The sequence below is a fragment of the Myxococcus stipitatus DSM 14675 genome (genome assembly GCF_000331735.1).
GTDB classification, from domain to species: Bacteria; Myxococcota; Myxococcia; order Myxococcales; family Myxococcaceae; genus Myxococcus; species Myxococcus stipitatus.
This window is the reverse complement of sequence record NC_020126.1, coordinates 1,499,017-1,516,970: the sequence shown is the minus strand read 5'-3', so window position 1 is coordinate 1,516,970 and position 17,954 is coordinate 1,499,017. Positions and strand designations below refer to the sequence as shown.

Here is a 17,954-nt window from a genome sequence, read left to right as displayed (position 1 = left end):
CTGGCGGCCCCCAGTCACCGCCATGTCCTCCATCGACCCGACCGCGATCAGCCGGCACCGCTCACCGGACCTCATCAGCGGCTATCGCCTTGAAAAGCTCGTTGGCACCGGAGGCATGGGAGAGGTCCACAAGGCCACCCAGCTCTCCCTGGGCCGCACCGTCGCGGTGAAGCTGCTCAACGCGGAGCTGGCCAAGGACCCCTCCTTCATCGCCCGCTTCCAGAAGGAGGCCGCGGCGCTCGCCGCGCTGAGCCATCCCCACGTCGTCTCCATCGTCGACAAGGGCAAGACAGACAACACCTACTACCTGGTGATGGAGTTCGTGGACGGCCCGTCGCTGCGAGAGCTGATCCGCTCACCGCAGCTCGACATGCTCGGGGCGCTCCGGCGGATGCTCGAAATCTGCCGGGCCATCGAGTACGCGCACGGCCGCGGCGTCATCCACCGGGACTTGAAGCCGGAGAACATCCTGCTGGACCAGCAGGCCGGCGGCATCGCGAAGGTGTCCGACTTCGGGCTCGCGTCGTTCCTGGATGATGCCAGCCCGTCCTCGCGCTACGCGCTGACGTCCACGCACGTGTCCATGGGCACGCTGTCGTACATGGCGCCCGAGCAGCGGGTGGACGCGAAGAACGCGGACGCGCGCGCGGACATCTTCTCGCTGGGCGTCATCCTCTACGAGTGGCTCACCGGCGAGGTGCCGCTGGGCACGTTCGACCCGCCGTCCCAGCGCAAGCCCGGGCTGGACGCGCGGCTGGACGGCATCGTCACCAAGTGCCTCAAGCCGGACCCCGAGGACCGCTACCCGTCGGTGGCGGCGCTCATCGCGGACCTGGAGCTGCTGGTCCCCGGCAGCCTCCCGTCGCTGCTGCCCGTGAAGCAGACGCGCATGCAGCGCTTCAAGGCGGGCGTGCGCCAGGTGGTGCGCGTCACGCTGCGGGTGGCCGCGGGCCTCATGGTGCTGGCGGCGAGCGGCGTGCTGGGCACGGCCTACTACCTGAGCGGAGAGCGCCGCGCGCCCATCGCCCCGGGCGCCGCCCTCATGGGCTACCTGGGCGAGCCCAGGACGCAGCCCGTGCCGGGCCGCGAGGAGGCCAACGCCGAGCGCCGCCGGGTGACGCTGGGCGAGGGCCTGGCCGAGCAGAGCCTCGTCGTCTCCGGCCGTCCGGTGAACCTGGAGGAGAAGACGCTCGTCTTCCCCTGGCAGGAGGACACGCAGAGCGTGGGGCGCGTGCGCGTGGACGTCACGCGCCGGGATGGCGACATCCTCAGCCTCATCAGCCGGTTCTCCGTGGCGGGTCCGCCGCCGACATGGGAGCGCCGCCTGCGCGACATGTTCAACCTGTACCAGCCCTCCGCGCCGCCCACCGTGGCGATGATGCTGCTGGGCACCACGGGCCGCTACGTGGCGCTGGTCCACAACGGCGTGGGCGAGCCCCTGCGGCTGGAGTGGGCGCTGGGCGAGCGCCGGGGCGCGATGCTGGGCATGGAGTCGCCCCGGACAGGGGATGTGGCGCTGGAGTTGGCGGTGGACGCCGAGGGCCGGCTGGAGGCGTTCCTCGGCGCGGGCAAGGACCGCCGCGCCCTCTTCGAGCCCCTGGTGCTGGGCACGGGCTGGGTGGAGCAGTTCGGCGACGCGCCCTTCCCCGCCTATGGCTGCATCGAGGCCACCTGCCGCGTCTCCGGCATCACCTACGAGCTCAGGCAGTCCCCGCCGGGAGGAACGACGGCGCCCGTGCCCACCCCGCCGCCGCCGGTGGTGAAGGCGGTGGCGACCGCCGCGGTGCCCGCGAAGGCCGTGGTGCCCAAGAAGGCGCCGCCCCCTCCGCCGCCCAAGAAGCAGCCGCCCAAGCCGGCGCCCAAGAACGGCAAGCGTCGGTAGTCCGGCCCGCGAAACCAGAGAAGCGCAGGGGAATATGGCCAGTGACGGGGGATTGCACTATCCCTCGGTACTCCTATGCGCACCTTCCGCCGCGGCCTGACCGCGTTCGCACTCGTCGCCGGCCTCTCGGGCTGCTCTCACACCTCCACCACCAGCGTCGCGCCGCGCGTGCTGGAGTCCGCCGCGGAGAAAGTCCAAGCCGGCTCGAGTGAGGCGCGCACGCTGGCCTTCGCGGGGTTCCACGCGTACCTGATGGGCGGAGACGCGACGCTGGCGCAGCAGCGCTTCGACGCGGCCATCGCGAAGGACCCCGCGGAGCCGTACGCGCTCATGGGCCAGCACCTGCTCGCGCGGCGCGCGGGCCGGCCGGACCGGGCCCTGACGGCCGCGCTGGAGGTGGTGAAGCGCGCGCCCCGGCACCCGCTGGCGCTCCTCGCCGCGCGCTACGCGCTGGACTCGGCGGGCATCGCGCCGCCGCTCGATGAAGCCATCCTGAAGGCGTCGAACGAGGCGCTCCAGGCGGGCGCCACCGCGGAGACGGCGTACCTGCTGCGCGGCGCGCAGCTCTCCGTCGCGGTGTCTCGCGGCGATACCCGGGCCCGCGACGCGGCCCTGCTCGCGATGGGCGGCGTGCCCGAGGCGACGCTCGTGGGCCCCTTCTCCGCCTTCCACGTCCTGTCGTGGGACGAGCCGTCCCCCATGAAGCAGGACGGCTCCCTGGCGGGGCCCTTCAGCGGCGCCTTCGGCCCCCTGACGCCTCGCAAGCTGCTCGCGCCCGATGGGCGGCTGGACCTGGCCGGTGAGGCGGGCGAGGGCGACATCTACCTCATGGCCTTCGACGCGGAGGTGCCGGAGGGAGCCACCTACGTGGCGCGCACCGTGAGCGCGGGCTCGCACCAGGTGGTGGTGGACGGCACGCCCGTGCTGACGCGCCGAGGCTGGGAGCGCGCCACCTCCACCGTCACCCACCAGGCCGTGGAGCTGGCCCCCGGCAAGCACCGCATCATCGTCCGTCAGCTCAAGGGCGCGACGACGGGCGTGCTGTCCTTCTCGCTGCTGCGCGAGGACGGACGGCCCGCCAACGTGCGCTACACCGCCGCCACGGGCGCGGCGCCCGCGTCGTGGGGCAGCGCGCCCACGCTGACGGAGTCGAGCGGCATGTACTCCACCACGCGGAGCATGAAGGACACCCTGGCCCAGGAGGCCGGAGAGCTCCTCGCCGTCGTGCTGGCGGCGCGGGATGGACTGGCGCGCGACGGTGACGGCGCGCGGCGGCTGGTGGCGGAGGTGGAGGCCTCGACGCCCGCGCTCCTCTCGCTGCGCGCGGACCTGGCGGCCGCGGACCGCACGGTGCCGACGAAGGTGACGCGCGGCCGGGCCACGCGAGACCTGGAGGCGCTGCTGCCCAAGGACCCTGGCAACGTGGCCGCGCTGCTGCTGCGCGCGGACCTCTTCATGGACGACGGCCAGCCCGCCTCCGCGCTGGAGACGCTGAAGACGGCGAGCGAGGCCGTGCAGCCCCCGGGCTACCCGCTGTTCCTCGCGCGCGCCCGCGCGGCGCTGACGCTGGACGTGGACGCGCTGGCGGAGGAGTCCTTGGAGGCGGCGCTGCAAATCCAGCCTCGGCTGTGTGAGGCGCTGGGGCTCCAGTACAACCTGGCGCGCCGCCGCGACGCGGTGGAGCGGGCCAACACGCTGGTGGAGGCGCAGACCGACTGCCCGGGCGTCGAGGCGCGCCGGGCCGACCACGCGCGCACGCGCGGGGACCAGGAGGCGGCCGCTCGCGAGTACGCGCAGCTGCTCGCCAAGGACCCCACCAGCGTGAGCGTGGGCACGTCGCTGGCCAACCTCTACGTGGGGCTTCGCCGCCACGACGACGCGCTGGCGGTGCTCCAGGGCCTGGCGGTGACGTGGCCGCGCAACGCGGAGCTGCTCAAGCGCATGGCGGACGTGCGCGAGTACGCGGGACAGGGCAAGGAGGCGCTCGCGCTCCGGGAGAAGGCGCTGGCCCTGGAGGGTGAGGACCTGACGCTGCGCCGCGCGGTGGAGCGGGCGAAGACGGGCAAGGAGCTGCTCCAGGAGCACGCCATCGACGGGCGCGAGGCCATGCGCCGCTTCAACGAGCAGCCCATGTCGGGCGGCTCGGCGGTGTTCGTGTTGGATGCGGCGGCGGTGCGGGTGTACCCGGATGGCAGCGTCATCAACCGCATCCACACCATCCAGAAGGCGCTGGAGCAGTCGGGCGTGCAGGACATCGCCGAGGTGAACGTGCCGCGCGGCGCGCAGGTGCTGTCGCTGCGCACGCTCAAGGCGGATGGGCGCGTGCTGGAGCCCGAGAACATCGAGGGCAAGGACACCGTGAGCCTGCCCGGCGTCCAGGTGGGCGACAGCGTGGAGGTGGAGTACCTGCTGGCGGAGTCGCCTCGGGGGCCCGCGCAGCCGGGCTTCACCGCCTCCGCGTTCTACTTCCAGATTGCCAACCAGCCCAACGCGTGGACCACGTACACGGTGGTGGCGCCCAAGGGCGTGGGCATGAAGGTGGACGCGCACGGGATGAAGGCGCCCGAGCCCACGGTGAGTGGCGACGAAGAGGTCTTCCACTACGAGGCCCACGGCGTGCCGCCGTTCATCCCGGAGCCGGACGCGCCGCCCTCCGGCAACGAGTACCTGCCCTTCGTCATGGTGGGCGCGGGCGCCACGGGCAATGACGGCCTGGCGCGCGTCTACGGCGACGTCTTCCAGGACCGCTGGCTGCTGACCTCGGAGGTGGTGGACTTCACGCGCAAGGCGACGCAGGGCAAGGAGGGCCTGGACGCGGTGAAGGCGCTGCACGCGGCGGTGATGCAGCGCTTCTCCGGCCGCGACAACGGGCTGAGCCAGTCCGCGGCGTCCACCGTGGCGCAGGACCGGGGCAGCCGGCTGGCGGTGATGAAGGCGGGCATGAAGGAGCTGGGCATCCCCTCCCGCGTGGCGGCGATTCGCACCTTCAACGTGGACCCCACGCAGTACCTGTTCCCCAACGACAGCCTGCTGCCCTACGCCGCGCTGCGCGTGGAGGTGCCGGGCGGCGAGCCGGTGTGGGTGGACACGTCGGCGCGCCACGGCCCCTTCGGTGAGCTGCCCGAGTTCGCCATGGGCGAGCGCGAGGCGTACCTGCTGCCCGAGCCGGGCCTGCCGCTGGAGAAGGTGAAGACGCCCGCGCAGAAGGAGTCCCCCGGCAAGCAGGTGCGGCTGACGCTGTCGCTGGACGCGGAAGGAAAGCTCAGCGGCAAGGGCGAGGAGACCTACCTGGGCTTCGAGGCCGCGCAGCTCGCCGAGGCCTTCAACCAGCTCTCCGCGGAGAGCCGCAACCAGGCGCTCCAGGGCGCGGTGGCCCGGTACTTCGGCGGGGCCGCGCTGTCGAGCGTGAAGCTGGAGCACGAGGAGGCCGTCGGCGCGCCCTTCGTGCTGCGCTACGAGTTCACCGTGCCGCGCTTCGGCCGGCTGGATGGCGAAGGCCGCATGGCCCTGGGGCCCCTCACCTTCCCCGCGCAGCTGGGACGGCGCTACGTGCAGATCAGCTCCCGCCGCACGCCGCTGTACATCGGCAGCACGGAGGCGAGTGACACGCACGTGACGCTGACGCTGCCCGCGGGCTGGCGCCTGCCGGACCCGCAGCCGGCGCTGGACGTGAAGAACCGCTTCGGCCAGTTCACCCGCACGGAGAAACAGGAGGGGGGCAGCCTCGTCATCACCGAGTCCCTGCGCGTGCCGCGCGCGCGCATCACCCCGCGCCAGTACGAGCAGTTCTCCGGCTTCACCGGCGACGTGGACCTCATCCAGACACGGGAGATGTTTCTGGTGAAGCCGTAGCCGCTCGGAATCGAGCGACAGGCAAGGCATCCTCGAAGGGGCTCCCGGGTTGAATACGGGGGCCCCTTTCGCGTCCATGGGTTTACCGACTGCCCCCTCGTCGGGGGCGCTGCACTGCACGGAGACGATGTGATGAGTCCTCGAAACTGGCTCTGGATGGTGGCCCTGCTGTCCGCCCCGATGGTCCAGGCGCAGACAACCCCGGTGCCCGCGGACGACTCGGAGTACTCCGACGACGATGACCGGGACTCCAACGAGCGGTATGGCGACGAGGAGGACTCCGACGAGGAGATGACCCCGTCGGCCCCTCAGCCGCCTCCCGCGCTGCCCACCGAGCGGCCGACCCGCCGCCCGTTTGGTGGCGCGGTGTGGGCCTCCGGCCACTGGTACTGGGATGGCGGGGAGTGGCGCTTCAACGCGGGCACGTGGCTGGCCCCCATGGAGGGCTACCAGTTCGTCAACGGCTACTGGGAGGAGGACCGAGGCTCCTGGTACTGGGTCTCCGGCGGCTGGGCCCGGCTGGGCACGACGGAGGTGGAGATTCCCATCGCCGTCTCCGCCGAGGCGCTCTCCACGCAGCAGGCGCCTCCCGCGCCCCGTCAGGAGATGCGCCCCGCGGCGCCCTCCGCCAACCTCGTCTGGGAGCCCGGCTACTGGTACTGGTCCGGCCGCGAGTGGGACTGGGTGGATGGTACGTGGGCCGCTCCGCCGCGCGCGGACCTGGCCTACGTCTCGCCTCGCTGGGTGCAGCGCGGGCTGAGCTGGCACTTCGTCGGTGGGGGATGGGCGCCTCGCGGCTCGGTGAACATCACCATCCCCGTCTTCCGCCACGCGCACGTCTCGGTGGGCTGGGGCCATCCCAACTACTTCGCGCACACGTGGTACCGCGCTCCGGCCGTCCGCTACTACTACCACCGCCCCTGGCGGACCCACGGCCACTACTACCGGCATGACCGCGTCTGGCGCTCGCCCAGGTACCACGACTACTACCGCCGCCACGACGCCTCGCCCGGGTACGGCAACCACCGCGATGACCGCTGGCGCAACCGCGACAACGGCGGCTGGCGCAATCGCGACAACGGCGGTGGCTGGCGCAGCCGTCCCTCGGAGCGGCATGAGCGCTGGCGTGCCCCGGGCCACCGCTCCGGCGGCACCCACGGCGCCACGCCCGTCGGGAACCACGGCCACGGCCGAGGCGGGCGGGGCCGCGGCGACCGCCACCACTGAGCACTGGCGGACAGTCGTGACGAACCGCCGGGGTGCCTGTTGTCCACCCGTCGACAGGCGCCTGATTCAGACTCGCGCAAATCGAGATTAACAAGCAAATCCAAGGTGCTTCATGACCCTCCCCCCGGAGAGCTCCATGACACCTTGGACTTGTCGTTTCGCGCGGCTGTTGCCGTTGTTCCTGCTGGCCCTGGCGTGTGCACCGGACCCTTCGACAGAAGGGGCCGCGAGCCCGGAGGGAACGGACTCCATCCAGACAGCCGCCACGTTGCCGCCGTCGTATTCGGACACGCAGGTGACGGCGGTGGCCCAGCCCACCGCGCTGGCCTTCACGCCGGATGGGCGGCTGCTCATCACCACGCAAGGCGGACAGGTGCGTGTGTACTCCGGAGGGGTGCTGCTGACGACGCCGGCGCTGAACCTGTCGTCCAAGCTCTGCACCAACTCGGAGCGGGGCTTGTTGGGCGTGGCGGTGGACCCGAACTTCATCAGCAACACGCACGTCTATCTCTATTACACGTTCAACAAGTTCAACACGTGCTCGACGAACATCACCAACGTGGCGGTGAATCGCGTGTCGCGGTTCCTGTTGTCGAGCAACAACATCATCAACCCGGCCAGCGAGGTGGTGCTGCTGGACAACATCCCCTCGACGGCGGGCAATCACAACGGCGGGGACCTGCACTTCGGCCCGGATGGGCTGCTCTACATCAGCGTGGGTGACGGGGGCTGCCAGCTCGGCGACCCCACGCGCTGCGCGGGACAGAACACCACCGCGCGCAGGTTGGACGTGATGCTGGGGAAGATGCTGCGCATCCGCAAGGACGGCACCATCCCCACGGACAACCCGTGGTTCGCATCGGCCGGCAGCCGTCGGTGTGGCAATCCCGCGGGCGTGCCGTCGGGCACGGGGCCGTGCCAGGAGAACTACGCGACGGGGCTGCGCAATCCGTTCCGCTTCGCCTTCCAGCCGGGCACGAGCACGTTCTTCATCAACGACGTGGGCCAGGGCGTGTGGGAGGAGATTGACGAAGGCATCAAGGGCGCGGACTACGGATGGAATACGCGCGAGGGGCACTGCGCGAACAACTCCACCACCAACTGTGGAGCGCCGCCCGCGGGGATGACGAATCCCATCTTCGATTACAAGCACGGGACCAACCCGTCGCCCTCGCCGTTCCAGGGTTGCAACTCCATCACGGGTGGAGCCTTCGCGCCTCCGGGAGCGTGGGCGGCCTCCGATGACAATGCGTACTTCTTCAGCGACTACGTCTGCGGGAAGGTGTTCAAGCTGACGCGTGGAGCGGGAGGCACGGTGTCCGTGAGCGCGTTCGCGACGGGACTGGGCAACAGCTCCGCGGTGATGCTGCGGTTTGGTCCCTCGGCCAATGGGACGGCGCTCTACTACACGACGTACGCGGGAGGCGGAGAGGTGCGGCGCATCAACTTCACGGGCGCGATGAATCGCCCGCCCGTCGCGGCCTTCACGGCGACGCCCACCGAGGGCGCCACGCCGCTGAATGTGCAGTTCGATGCGAGTGGAAGCAGCGACCCGGATGGCGATGCGCTGCGGTACGTCTGGACGTTCGGAGATGGCAGCGCGACGGTGGAGACGACCACGCCCACCACGAGCCATGTGTACACGGCGGCGGGGACCTTCACCGCATCGCTCACGGTGCGCGATGCTCGAGGGACCTCATCCGTCCAGGCGGCCACGCGACGCATCGACTCGGGGAACACGGCGCCCGTGCCCGTCATCACGGGGCCGCTGGAGAGCCTGCGCTTCTACGCGGGCCAGCCGCTGGTCTTGACGGGCACCGCCACGGACGCGGAGGACGGCACGCTCCCCGCGAGCTCGCTCTCGTGGCGCGCGCTCTTGCATCACAACGAGCACAACCACCCGCTCCTGCCTCCCACGACGGGCAACAACATCCCGCTCACCGCGCCCCAGCCCGAGGACCTGCCCGCGGTGATGACCAACTACGTGGAGGTGCTGCTCACGGCCACGGACTCGAAGGGGCGCAGCACGACGGTGTCGCGCTACCTCCTGCCGCACATCGTCGACGTGACCATCCATACGGAGCCGCCGGGACTGACGATTGAGGTCAACGGCACCAGCTTCGTCACGCCCGTCAACGTCAAGTCGTGGGAGCGCTACACGCTCAACGTCACCGCGCCTTCTCCACAGGTCAGCAGCGGCGCGACGTGGAACTGGGCCTCCTGGTCCGACGGAGGCGCCAGGGCCCACGGCTACCTGACGCCCGGCGCCAACTCCAGCCTCACGGCCTCGTACAGCAGCGCGCTGGCGCCCTCCGCCGAAGGCATGCTGGATACGGTCTCGCATCAAGAGTAGGCCGACAGCACCTCACGAGAGCCAAGGCCCTCCTGCGGGCAGCAAGGGAGGGCGCCACCGGCGACGTGCCGGACACGGGCGCCCTCCTTGCGCAACTGATGGATGGAGCAGAGCCCCAGCGCCTCTCACACGGGCATCAACGACCGCGCCCGATGCGGGCCCTCACTCGGGCATCAACACCTTCGCAAGGTGCTTCACGTAGTCCGCGCGCTCGCGAGGGGAGCGCAGCGTCTCCGGACTGGTGATGGTCAGGTGCAACAGCCCCACGTAGGTCGAGTACGCCTGGAGTGCCCACGCGCGGGCCTCCCTCGCTGACACCCCCAGCGCCCGGTACAGCGACACCAGGTAGTCGATGCGTCGCCGCGACACCCGCGCGACCACGGGCTGGATGAGCGGGTTCGCGGCCGCCGCGGCGATGGCCACTTCGAGCCTCCCCGCCGGCGCGGGGTCGAACGTCACGGCGAGGAGCCGCTGCAGTCGCTCCTGCGGCGTCGGCAACTCCTCCAGCCGGGCGATGACCTCCTCCGTGGCCAGATGCTCCCAGCGCGCCAGCGCGGCCTGAAGCAAGGCGGGCCGCCCCTCGTAGTGCCAGTAGAAGCTCCCCTTCGTCACGCCGAGCTTGCGGGCCAACCGCTCCACCGACAGCGCGTCGACCCCCTCCTCCAAGCTCCACAGCGCGGCATCCGCCCAGTCCTCGGCCGTGAGCCCCGGCCCCCGACGGCGGTCACGTATCTCCTCGAAAGGACGGAGGGTTGCGGGGCTTCGGGGGCGGGAAGAAGCGCGGCTCATCGTCCCGCGAAGTCTGGAGGAGCCGGTTGCTGGCGTCCAGCGGCGCGGCACGTTACATCCGCTCCATACGCTACCGTATGGACATGCGGTACCGTACTGACGCGGAAGGGGCCGCTCATGCGCACGACGACAGGGACGCTGTTGATGCTCACCGGAGGACTGCACCAGGCCGTGGGTCTGATGCTCTACCGGGAGCCGCTGCTGGAGATTCTCCGAGCCGGTGTCCTCGGCACCGTGGACGACATGAGTCCCCGGGCCTCGGCCTTCTGGTTCCTGGTGGTGGGCTGGGGGCTGATGTTGCTGGGAGGCCTCGCGCGCTGGGCGGAGCGAGCAACGGGCCGACCCCTTCCCTCGGGCTTCGGCTGGGCACTCGTGGCGCTCGGCGTCTTCTGCGTGGTGCCCATGCCCGAAACAGGGGCCTGGGTCTTCTTCCCCTTGGGAGCCCTCGCCCTCTACCGGGGACGTCCGGCGCCGGAACAGGCGCCACTCGGCATACCGCGCGTCTTCGTCGAAGGCGCCGACCACATCGACGTGAAGACCGTGGAATCCGAAGCGTCCCTGCGCGAGTTCGTCGCCGGACTGATGTCGTACCAGCCCGTGTGGCTCACCGCGCTGTTCGTCGTCCGCGCCGTCTTCGTCCGGTTCCTCGGGCTGCGCCAGGAGCGGCTGCCTCGGCTGGCCCCGCTGCGCGCGGAGACAGTCCCCATGACGCCCGGAGCCAAGGCGTCCTTCTTCACGGTGCGCCACGCGGAGGAGGAGCGCACCTGGGTGGCGGGGGCGGCGGACTCGCACCTGGATGCGATTCTCGCCGTCACGATGGAGTCAGCGCCCGAGCGGCCTCGCCGCTTCCACGTCGTCACCCTGGTGCACTACCGGAACTGGGCGGGGCCGGTGTACTTCAACGTCATCCGGCCCTTCCATCACCTGGTCGTCGGCGCCATGGCGCGCGCCGCCGCCACACCTCAGTAGGAGCAGGTGCCGTCGCTCCCGCAGGAGCCCGGACGGCCATTGCACTCGCACTGGCTGTCGTCATAGCAGTCGCGCATCTCGCAGGTCGGGCCGCCGCCCCCACCGCCCCCACCACCTCCACCTCCGAGCTCATGCACGCAGACGTTGCTGCTGTCGCAGTACGTGTTGCGCGCGGAGGGACACGCGTTCCAGCAATCGCTGTCCCAGAGGCAGTCCGACTCGTAACAGTAGAGCCCCTGGACTCGCTCGGAGCTCCGCGACTCACCACCACAGACAGCCTCTTCGCTCGACTCGGCGCGAGCGGGACTGGCGGCCAGCATCACCGCCGAGAGGATGAGACAGGAAACGGCGCTCCACGACAGAGTCGACGGCAGGAACCTCATGGGCTGCTCCTTTTCACGTCAGGCACACCCGCGAACACGGGCGTCACCCAGCTTACAGATGCAGCGCCATTGCATCCAAACCCACCCCATCGCTACGGGCTGGAAGCCGACTCCTCCGACTCCTTGAAGATGGCCACGTGGGGCTGACCGTCCTCCCCCACATAGCCCCGGTACATGCCGGTGGAGTTGAAGGGCATGGCCACATTCCCATCACGGTCCATGGCGATGACACCACCCTCCCCTCCCGCCTTCACCAGCACATCATTGACGACGATGTTGGCGGCCTCGGGCAGCGGCAGGGACTGGTACTCGACGCGCGCGCAGATGTCGCGAGCCACCGTGTACCGGATGAAGAACTCCCCATGCCCCGTGGCGGACACGGCGCAGCGAGGGTCCGCATAGGTCCCCGCGCCGATGATGGGTGAGTCGCCCACGCGGCCGAAGCGCTTGTTCGTCATGCCCCCCGTGGACGTGCCCGCGGCCAGGTTCCCCGCCTGGTCCAGCGCCACCGCGCCCACCGTGCCGAACTTGTGGTCCCCCGTCACCGGGTCGACTCCCGGCAACAGCGAAGAAGGCGACTGCGAGGGCACGGCACGCTCCTTCTCGAGCGCACGCTGGAGGCTCTGCCACCGGTCCTCGGTGAAGAAGTACTTCGGGTCCACCAGCTCCACGCCCTGCGCCTTCGCGAACTGCTCCGCGCCCTCGCCCATCATCATCACGTGCGGCGACTTCTCCATCACCCGACGCGCCAGCTCGATGGGGTTCTTCACGCGCCGAAGCCCCGCCACCGCGCCCGCGGAGCGCGTGGCCCCGTCCATGATGGCGGCATCCAGTTCGTTGATGCCGTCATGGTTGAAGACCGCGCCCTTGCCCGCGTTGAAGTGCGGCGAGTCCTCCAGGATGCGCACGGCCGCCGTCACCGCGTCCAGGCTGCTGCCTCCCTGGGCCAGCACGGCGTGGCCCGCTTGGAGCGCCTGTTGGAGCGCGGCGCGGACCTCGGCCTCCCGCTCGGCGGAGAGGTTCTCCCGGGAGATGACGCCCGCGCCTCCGTGGATGACCAGGCCCCACTTCGGCTTCCGGGCCGGTGTGCCCTCCTGGGTGAGCCGCGAGTCATCGGCGCGCGTGGAGGACTGGGTGCTCGTGCAGCCCACGGGACTCAGGAGCAGCGCGGTGCCCGCGACGAGGCTCCGGGGAAACGACGGACGCGAGGCGAACATGCGGTGACCTCCGGGGGTGTGCCGGGTCGGTAGCACGCCCGCTGGGGGGGCACAACGCCGCCAGCCCGGCTGCTCGGAGACCTCCGCGGCGACCCGCGAACAGAAGGTTGTCCGCCCGGCGTCTGGGCCGTGCCCGCGCTCCCCACCATGCACAGTGTCGGGAGCGACCAACGGCAAGGGAGCGGCGCAATGGGAAGGAAACTCAGAGGCTTGCGAGTGGCGGTGCTGGCGGCGGATGGCTTTGAACAAGTCGAGCTGACGCGGCCAGTCAGGACGCTGGAGCGGCACGGAGCCGACGTGAAGATTGTCTCGCTCCAGCCCGGTTACATCCGCGCCATGAAGCACATGGTGCCCGGCAAGAGGGTCCGCGTGGACGCGACGCTGAAGGACGTGAAGGCCGCGGACTTCGACGCCGTGCTCCTCCCCGGAGGGCTCATCAACCCGGACACGCTGCGGCAGAGCGCGCTCGCGCGGGACTTCGTGCACGACGCGGACTCCCTCAACCTGCCCATGGCCATCATCTGCCATGCCCCGTGGCTGCTCATCTCCGCGGGGCTCGCGGAGGGGCGCACCCTCACCTCGTGGCCGGGCATCCGCGACGACGTGAAGAACGCGGGCGCGAACTGGCGCGACGAGCCCCTGGTGCACGACGACAACTGGGTCTCCAGCCGGAGCCCGCACGACCTCCCCCACTTCGAGAAGGCCCTGGTGGAGCTCTTCGCGGAGAAGCTCCCGGAGGTGCGCGAGCGCATCCGTCAGGTCGAGTCCTACCCCACGCCCACGCACTACCACCCGCCCGAGGAGTCCCCACGGCAGTGGCCCAAGGTGCTCGCGGGTGGCCTGGCCACGGCGGCACTGGGGCTCGGAATGGTCCACCGGTTGTCGACGCGCTGAAGGCCCCCGCGCCCGCCCCCGCCCGGAGCCAGGATGCTCCGGGCAGGCGGAATCACGGCGTCACATCCAGCCGAGCTGAAGCTTCGCGACGTCCGTCATCCGGCTCTGGTCCCACGCCGGCTCCCACACCAACTCCACCGCGGCTTCCTTCACGCCCGGCACCGAGCCCACCTTCGTCTTCACGTCCTCGACGAGCACCGGCCCCATGCCGCAGCCCGGCGCCGTGAGCGTCATCTGGATTTCGACCTTGTGTCCGCCCTCCGGCAACGGCTCCGCCTTGCACGCGTACACCAGGCCCAGCTCCACGATGTTCACCGGAATCTCCGGGTCATACACCGTGCGCAGCTGCTCCCAGACCTGCTCCTCGTGGAACTCGCTCGGGTCGCTCGCGGCCTTCTCCTTGGGCGCGTACTCCTCGCCCAGCGCCGCGCCGTCCTTCTCGTCGATGCGGAAGAGCTGCCCGTAGGGGTCCTGCACCGTGATGTTGCCGCCCAGGGTCTGCATCACGCGCAGCTCCGAGCCCTCCGGCAGCATCACCTTGTCTCCGCTGGGAATGATGGTCGCGGGGACCTCCCGCTCCAACATCGCCGTCACGCCTCGCATGGTCCGCTCCCTCCGTCCCTATTCCGTGGAGACCGCTTCATCCCGACCCTCGAGCGCCGCGCGCATCGTGTGCCACGCGAGGCTCGCGCACTTCACGCGCGCGGGGAACTCACTCACCCCCGACAGCACCGCCATCTTGCCCAGCGCCTCCACGTCCACCGACTCCGGGCCTTCCGTCACCAGCTTGTGCACCAGCTCGAAGAGCGCCTCCGCCTCCGCCTTCGACTTGTCCTTCACCGCCCCCGTCATCAGCGACGCGGACGCACGCGAGATCGCGCAGCCCTGCCCCTGGAAGCCGATGTCGCGGATGATGTCGCCCTCCATCTTCAGCGTCACGGAGAGCTGGTCTCCGCACAGCGGGTTGTGTCCCGCCGCCTCGCGGTTGGCGCCCTCCACCACGCGGAAGTTGCGCGGCCGCTTGGAGTGCTCCAGCACGACCTCCTGATAGAGGTCCTTCAAGTCATCCGAGCCCGAGCTCATCCGAACACCTCCCTCACCTTGTGCAGCCCCCGCACGAGCGCGTCCACGTCCTCGCGCGTGTTGTAGAGCGCCAGGGACGCCCGCGCCGTGGCAGGCACCTTGAAGTGCTGCATCACCGGCTGCGCGCAGTGGTGGCCCGTGCGGATACAGATGCCCTCGCGGTCCAGGATGGTCCCCACGTCGTGCGGGTGGATGTCCTCCAGCACGAACGACAGCACGCCCACCTTCTCCCGAGCCGTGCCCACCAGCCGCAGCCCCGGCACCGACTCCAGCGCCTGCGTGCCGTAGGCCATGAGCGCCCGGTCATGCTCGGCGATGGCGTCCATCCCCAGGCTCCGCAGGTAGCGGATGGCCGCGGCCAGGCCCACCGCGCCCTCCAGGTTGGGCGTCCCCGCCTCGAACCGGTGCGGCACGCGGTTGTACGTAATCTTCTCCATCGTCACGGAGAGAATCATGTCGCCGCCGCCCTGATACGGAGGCATCGACTCCAGTCGCTCCAGGCGCCCGTACAGCACGCCGATGCCCGTGGGGCCGAACATCTTGTGCCCGCTGAACGCGTAGAAGTCGCAGCCCAGCTCCCGCACATCCACCGGGAAGTGCGTCACCGACTGCGCCCCGTCCACCAGCACGGGGATGCCCTTCGCGTGCGCCTTGCGCGTCAGCTCCTTCACCGGGTTCACCGTGCCCAGCGCGTTGGACACGTGTGTCACCGCGAGGAGGCGCGTCTTCTCCGTGAGCAGCGCGTCCACCGCGTCGAGCACCAGCTCGCCCCGGTCATCGACCGGAATCACCCGCAGCGTGGCGCCCGTCTGCTCGCACAACATCCGCCAGGGGACGATGTTGGCGTGGTGCTCCATGTGCGTGATGAGCACCTCGTCGCCAGGGCCCACGTTCTTGCGGCCGTAGGTCTGCGCCACCAGGTTGATGGCCTCGGTGGTGCCGCGAACGAAGACAATCTCGCGGGCATCCCGCGCGTTGATGAACTCCCGCACCGTCTCGCGAGCGCCCTCGTACGCCTCCGTCGCGCGCTCGGAGAGGACGTGGACACCCCGGTGCACGTTGGCGTTGTCGTGCTGGTAGAAGCGGACGATGGCGTCGATGACGGCCTGCGGCTTCTGCGCCGTGGCCGCGCTGTCCAGATACACCAGCGGCCGGCCGCGGACCTCCTGCCGCAGAATCGGGAAGTCCTCACGGACGCGCTGAACGTCGAACGCACTCATGCCGTCACCTCCGTCCGGGCCGCGCCCGGGAGCCTCGGGGCCAACAGTCCCTCCACGCTCGCGCGCACGGGCCCCTCCGGCACGGCCTCCACCAGCTCCCTCGCGAAGGCATACGTGAGCAGCCGCTCCGCCTCCGCCCGGGGAATGCCGCGCGAGCGCAGGTAGAACAGCGCCTGCGCATCCAGCCGCCCCACCGCCGCGCCGTGCGCGCACTTCACGTCGTCCGCGAAGATTTCGAGCTGCGGCCGCGTGTCCGCCTGCGCGTGCTCCGACAGCAGGAGGTTCCGGTTCTGCTGCCGCGCGTCCGTGTGCTGCGCGTCCTGCCGCACTCGCACGAGCCCGTGGAACGTGCCGCGCGCCCGGTCATCGAGCACCCCCTTGTACAGCTCGCGGCTCGTGCAGTTGGGCACCGCGTGGTCCAGCGCCGTCCGCTGGTCCAGGTGCTGCGTCCCGCGTCCCACGTACAGGCCATTGAGCGTGGCATCCGCGCCCTCGCCCATCAGCGCGACATGGACCTCGGTGCGAGCCAGCGCTCCGCCCAGCGCGAACGCGTGCGAGGCGAAGCGGCTGTCCCGTCCCTGCCGCACATGCAGCCCGCCCACGTGCAGCGCCGAGTCACCCTCCGACTGGACCCGGTAGTGCTTGAGGCTCGCGTTGTCGCCCAGCGTCACCTCCGTCACCGCGTTGGTGAAGGTGGGCCCCGAGCCTCCCGTCACGCTGGCATACGTCTCCACCAGCGTCGCCTCGCTGCCCTCGCCCGCGACGACGAGGACCCGAGGACTGGCCAACACCGGCGCGTCGCCCCGCGTGAGGAACAGCAGCTGCACCGGCGTCTCGCTCAGCGCACGTGGCGCGAGCCGCAGCACCGCCCCGTCCTCCAGCAGCGCGGCGTTGAGCGCGGTGAACGCATGCTCCGCCGCGAGCGCCCGCTGCCCCAGCTCCTCCGCGAGCCACGCCCCGTCCTCCGCCCACACGTCCCGCAGCGGCTTCAGCGACACGCCGCGAGCAAGCCCCTCCACCGACGACAGCTCCGGAGCAAGCCGCCCGTCCACGAACACCAGCCGAGGCCCCGGCAGCGCCAGCCGAGCCACCGCCGCCTTCAGCTCCGCCGCATCCCGCACCGAGGACACGGGCGCGAAGGCCCCGTCCGCGATGGGCGCGACGTTCGTGTACTTCCACGCCTCGTCCCGCGTCGTGGGAAGCCCCAGCCGCTCGAAGTGCGCCAGGCCCTCCTGTCGCAGGCGGGCCAGCCACGCGGGCACCGCCGCCTCCCGTGCCTGGAAGCGCGTGGCCACGTCCACGTAGCGCGTCAGGCCCGACGTCATCGCCCCGCTCCGTCCAGCCCCAGCCAGCCGTAGCCCTTCTCCTCCAGCTCCAGCGCCAGCTCCCGTCCACCCGAGCGGACGATGCGCCCCGCCGCCATCACGTGCACGTGGTCCGGCACGATGTAGTCCAGGAGCCGCTGGTAGTGCGTGATCACCACCATGGCGCGCTGGGGCGCGCGCAGCGCATTCACGCCGCCCGCCACCGTGCGCAGCGCGTCGATGTCCAGACCGGAGTCCGTCTCGTCGAGGATGGCCAGGCGCGGCTCCAGCACCGCCATCTGGAACACCTCGTTGCGCTTCTTCTCGCCACCGGAGAAGCCCTCGTTGACGGAGCGGTTCATGAAGGCCTGGTCCAGCTGCACCAGCTTCGACTTCTCCTTGGCGAGCTGGAGGAAGTCCATCGCGTCCAGCTCCTCCAAGCCCTTCACCCGGCGCTGCGCGTTGAGCGCCGTGCGCAGGAAGTGCAGGTTGCCCACGCCCGGAATCTCCACCGGGTACTGGAAGGCCAGGAACACACCCTCGGCCGCGCGCGCCTCCGGTGCCAGCTCCAGGAGCGGCTTGCCGTCGAGCAGCACCTCGCCCTGCGTCACCGTGTACGAGTCACGGCCCGCGAGCACGCTCGCCAGCGTGCTCTTCCCCGAGCCATTGGGCCCCATGATGGCGTGCACCTCTCCGGCGCCCACCTCCAGGTTGATGCCCTTGAGGATGTCCTTGTCGCCCACGCGGGCGTGCAGATTCCGAACGGACAGCAAAGCCATAC

The 17,954-nt window shown here is 70.6% G+C and carries 14 protein-coding genes; 6 read left to right on the top strand and 8 right to left on the bottom strand.

The window, feature by feature from the left end:
• Positions 1 to 22: 22 nt before the first annotated feature.
• The 4 genes from MYSTI_RS06050 to MYSTI_RS06035 all read left to right on the top strand — a co-directional run bounded on the left by MYSTI_RS06050 (position 23) and on the right by MYSTI_RS06035 (position 9,314).
• The gene (locus MYSTI_RS06050) at positions 23 to 1,882 is read left to right on the top strand and encodes a serine/threonine protein kinase (protein WP_015346826.1); all 1,860 of its coding nucleotides are present in this window, start codon (positions 23 to 25) and stop codon (positions 1,880 to 1,882) included.
• Between the two features lie 75 nt (positions 1,883 to 1,957).
• Positions 1,958 to 5,734, top strand: a complete 3,777-nt coding sequence (locus tag MYSTI_RS06045) for a DUF3858 domain-containing protein (RefSeq protein ID WP_015346825.1) — start codon at positions 1,958 to 1,960, stop codon at positions 5,732 to 5,734.
• A 132-nt stretch (positions 5,735 to 5,866) separates the two neighbouring features.
• Complete coding sequence (locus MYSTI_RS06040) at positions 5,867 to 6,961, top strand: YXWGXW repeat-containing protein (RefSeq protein WP_015346824.1); 1,095 nt, start codon at positions 5,867 to 5,869, stop codon at positions 6,959 to 6,961.
• A gap of 136 nt (positions 6,962 to 7,097) precedes the next feature.
• Positions 7,098 to 9,314 (top strand): PQQ-dependent sugar dehydrogenase, encoded by a 2,217-nt coding sequence (locus MYSTI_RS06035; RefSeq protein ID WP_169558609.1) that lies wholly within the window; start codon positions 7,098 to 7,100, stop codon positions 9,312 to 9,314.
• Positions 9,315 to 9,476: 162 nt separating this feature from the next.
• Here the strand turns inward: MYSTI_RS06035 and MYSTI_RS06030 are convergent, their stop codons facing one another.
• Positions 9,477 to 9,980, bottom strand: a complete 504-nt coding sequence (locus MYSTI_RS06030) for a TetR/AcrR family transcriptional regulator (protein ID WP_233278183.1) — start codon at positions 9,978 to 9,980, stop codon at positions 9,477 to 9,479.
• Positions 9,981 to 10,220: 240 nt separating this feature from the next.
• Between MYSTI_RS06030 and MYSTI_RS41570 the strand changes: the two genes are divergently transcribed.
• The gene (locus MYSTI_RS41570; RefSeq protein ID WP_015346821.1) at positions 10,221 to 11,072 is read left to right on the top strand and encodes a DUF6463 family protein; all 852 of its coding nucleotides are present in this window, start codon (positions 10,221 to 10,223) and stop codon (positions 11,070 to 11,072) included.
• Here the strand turns inward: MYSTI_RS41570 and MYSTI_RS06015 are convergent.
• Positions 11,066 to 11,455 carry a hypothetical protein gene (locus tag MYSTI_RS06015; protein WP_015346820.1) on the bottom strand — a complete coding sequence of 130 codons (390 nt, stop codon included), beginning with the start codon at positions 11,453 to 11,455 and terminating at the stop codon, positions 11,066 to 11,068. The two genes, MYSTI_RS41570 and MYSTI_RS06015, sit on opposite strands and share 7 nt — an antisense overlap.
• 92 nt (positions 11,456 to 11,547) lie before the next feature.
• Positions 11,548 to 12,672, bottom strand: a complete 1,125-nt coding sequence (locus MYSTI_RS06010; protein ID WP_015346819.1) for an isoaspartyl peptidase/L-asparaginase family protein — start codon at positions 12,670 to 12,672, stop codon at positions 11,548 to 11,550.
• A 189-nt stretch (positions 12,673 to 12,861) separates the two neighbouring features.
• Between MYSTI_RS06010 and MYSTI_RS06005 the strand changes: the two genes are divergently transcribed.
• On the top strand, positions 12,862 to 13,566 hold the full coding sequence (locus tag MYSTI_RS06005) for a type 1 glutamine amidotransferase domain-containing protein (protein ID WP_015346818.1): 705 nt from the start codon (positions 12,862 to 12,864) through the stop codon (positions 13,564 to 13,566).
• Positions 13,567 to 13,626: 60 nt separating this feature from the next.
• Here MYSTI_RS06005 and sufT read toward each other — a convergent pair whose 3' ends face one another.
• The 5 genes from sufT to sufC are packed head-to-tail and all read right to left on the bottom strand — an operon-like array spanning position 13,627 to position 17,952.
• Positions 13,627 to 14,169, bottom strand: a complete 543-nt coding sequence (gene sufT / locus MYSTI_RS06000; RefSeq protein WP_015346817.1) for a putative Fe-S cluster assembly protein SufT — start codon at positions 14,167 to 14,169, stop codon at positions 13,627 to 13,629.
• A gap of 18 nt (positions 14,170 to 14,187) precedes the next feature.
• On the bottom strand, positions 14,188 to 14,649 hold the full coding sequence (gene sufU, locus MYSTI_RS05995; protein ID WP_015346816.1) for a Fe-S cluster assembly sulfur transfer protein SufU: 462 nt from the start codon (positions 14,647 to 14,649) through the stop codon (positions 14,188 to 14,190).
• Positions 14,646 to 15,869, bottom strand: coding sequence for a SufS family cysteine desulfurase (locus MYSTI_RS05990; protein ID WP_015346815.1), 1,224 nt, complete (start codon positions 15,867 to 15,869; stop codon positions 14,646 to 14,648). Before MYSTI_RS05990 ends, sufU begins: the two co-directional genes overlap by 4 nt.
• Positions 15,866 to 17,194, bottom strand: coding sequence for a Fe-S cluster assembly protein SufD (gene sufD / locus MYSTI_RS05985; RefSeq protein WP_015346814.1), 1,329 nt, complete (start codon positions 17,192 to 17,194; stop codon positions 15,866 to 15,868). The genes MYSTI_RS05990 and sufD overlap by 4 nt, the downstream gene beginning before the upstream one ends.
• On the bottom strand, positions 17,191 to 17,952 hold the full coding sequence (sufC, locus tag MYSTI_RS05980) for a Fe-S cluster assembly ATPase SufC (RefSeq protein ID WP_015346813.1): 762 nt from the start codon (positions 17,950 to 17,952) through the stop codon (positions 17,191 to 17,193). Before sufC ends, sufD begins: the two co-directional genes overlap by 4 nt.
• Positions 17,953 to 17,954: the final 2 nt, after the last annotated feature.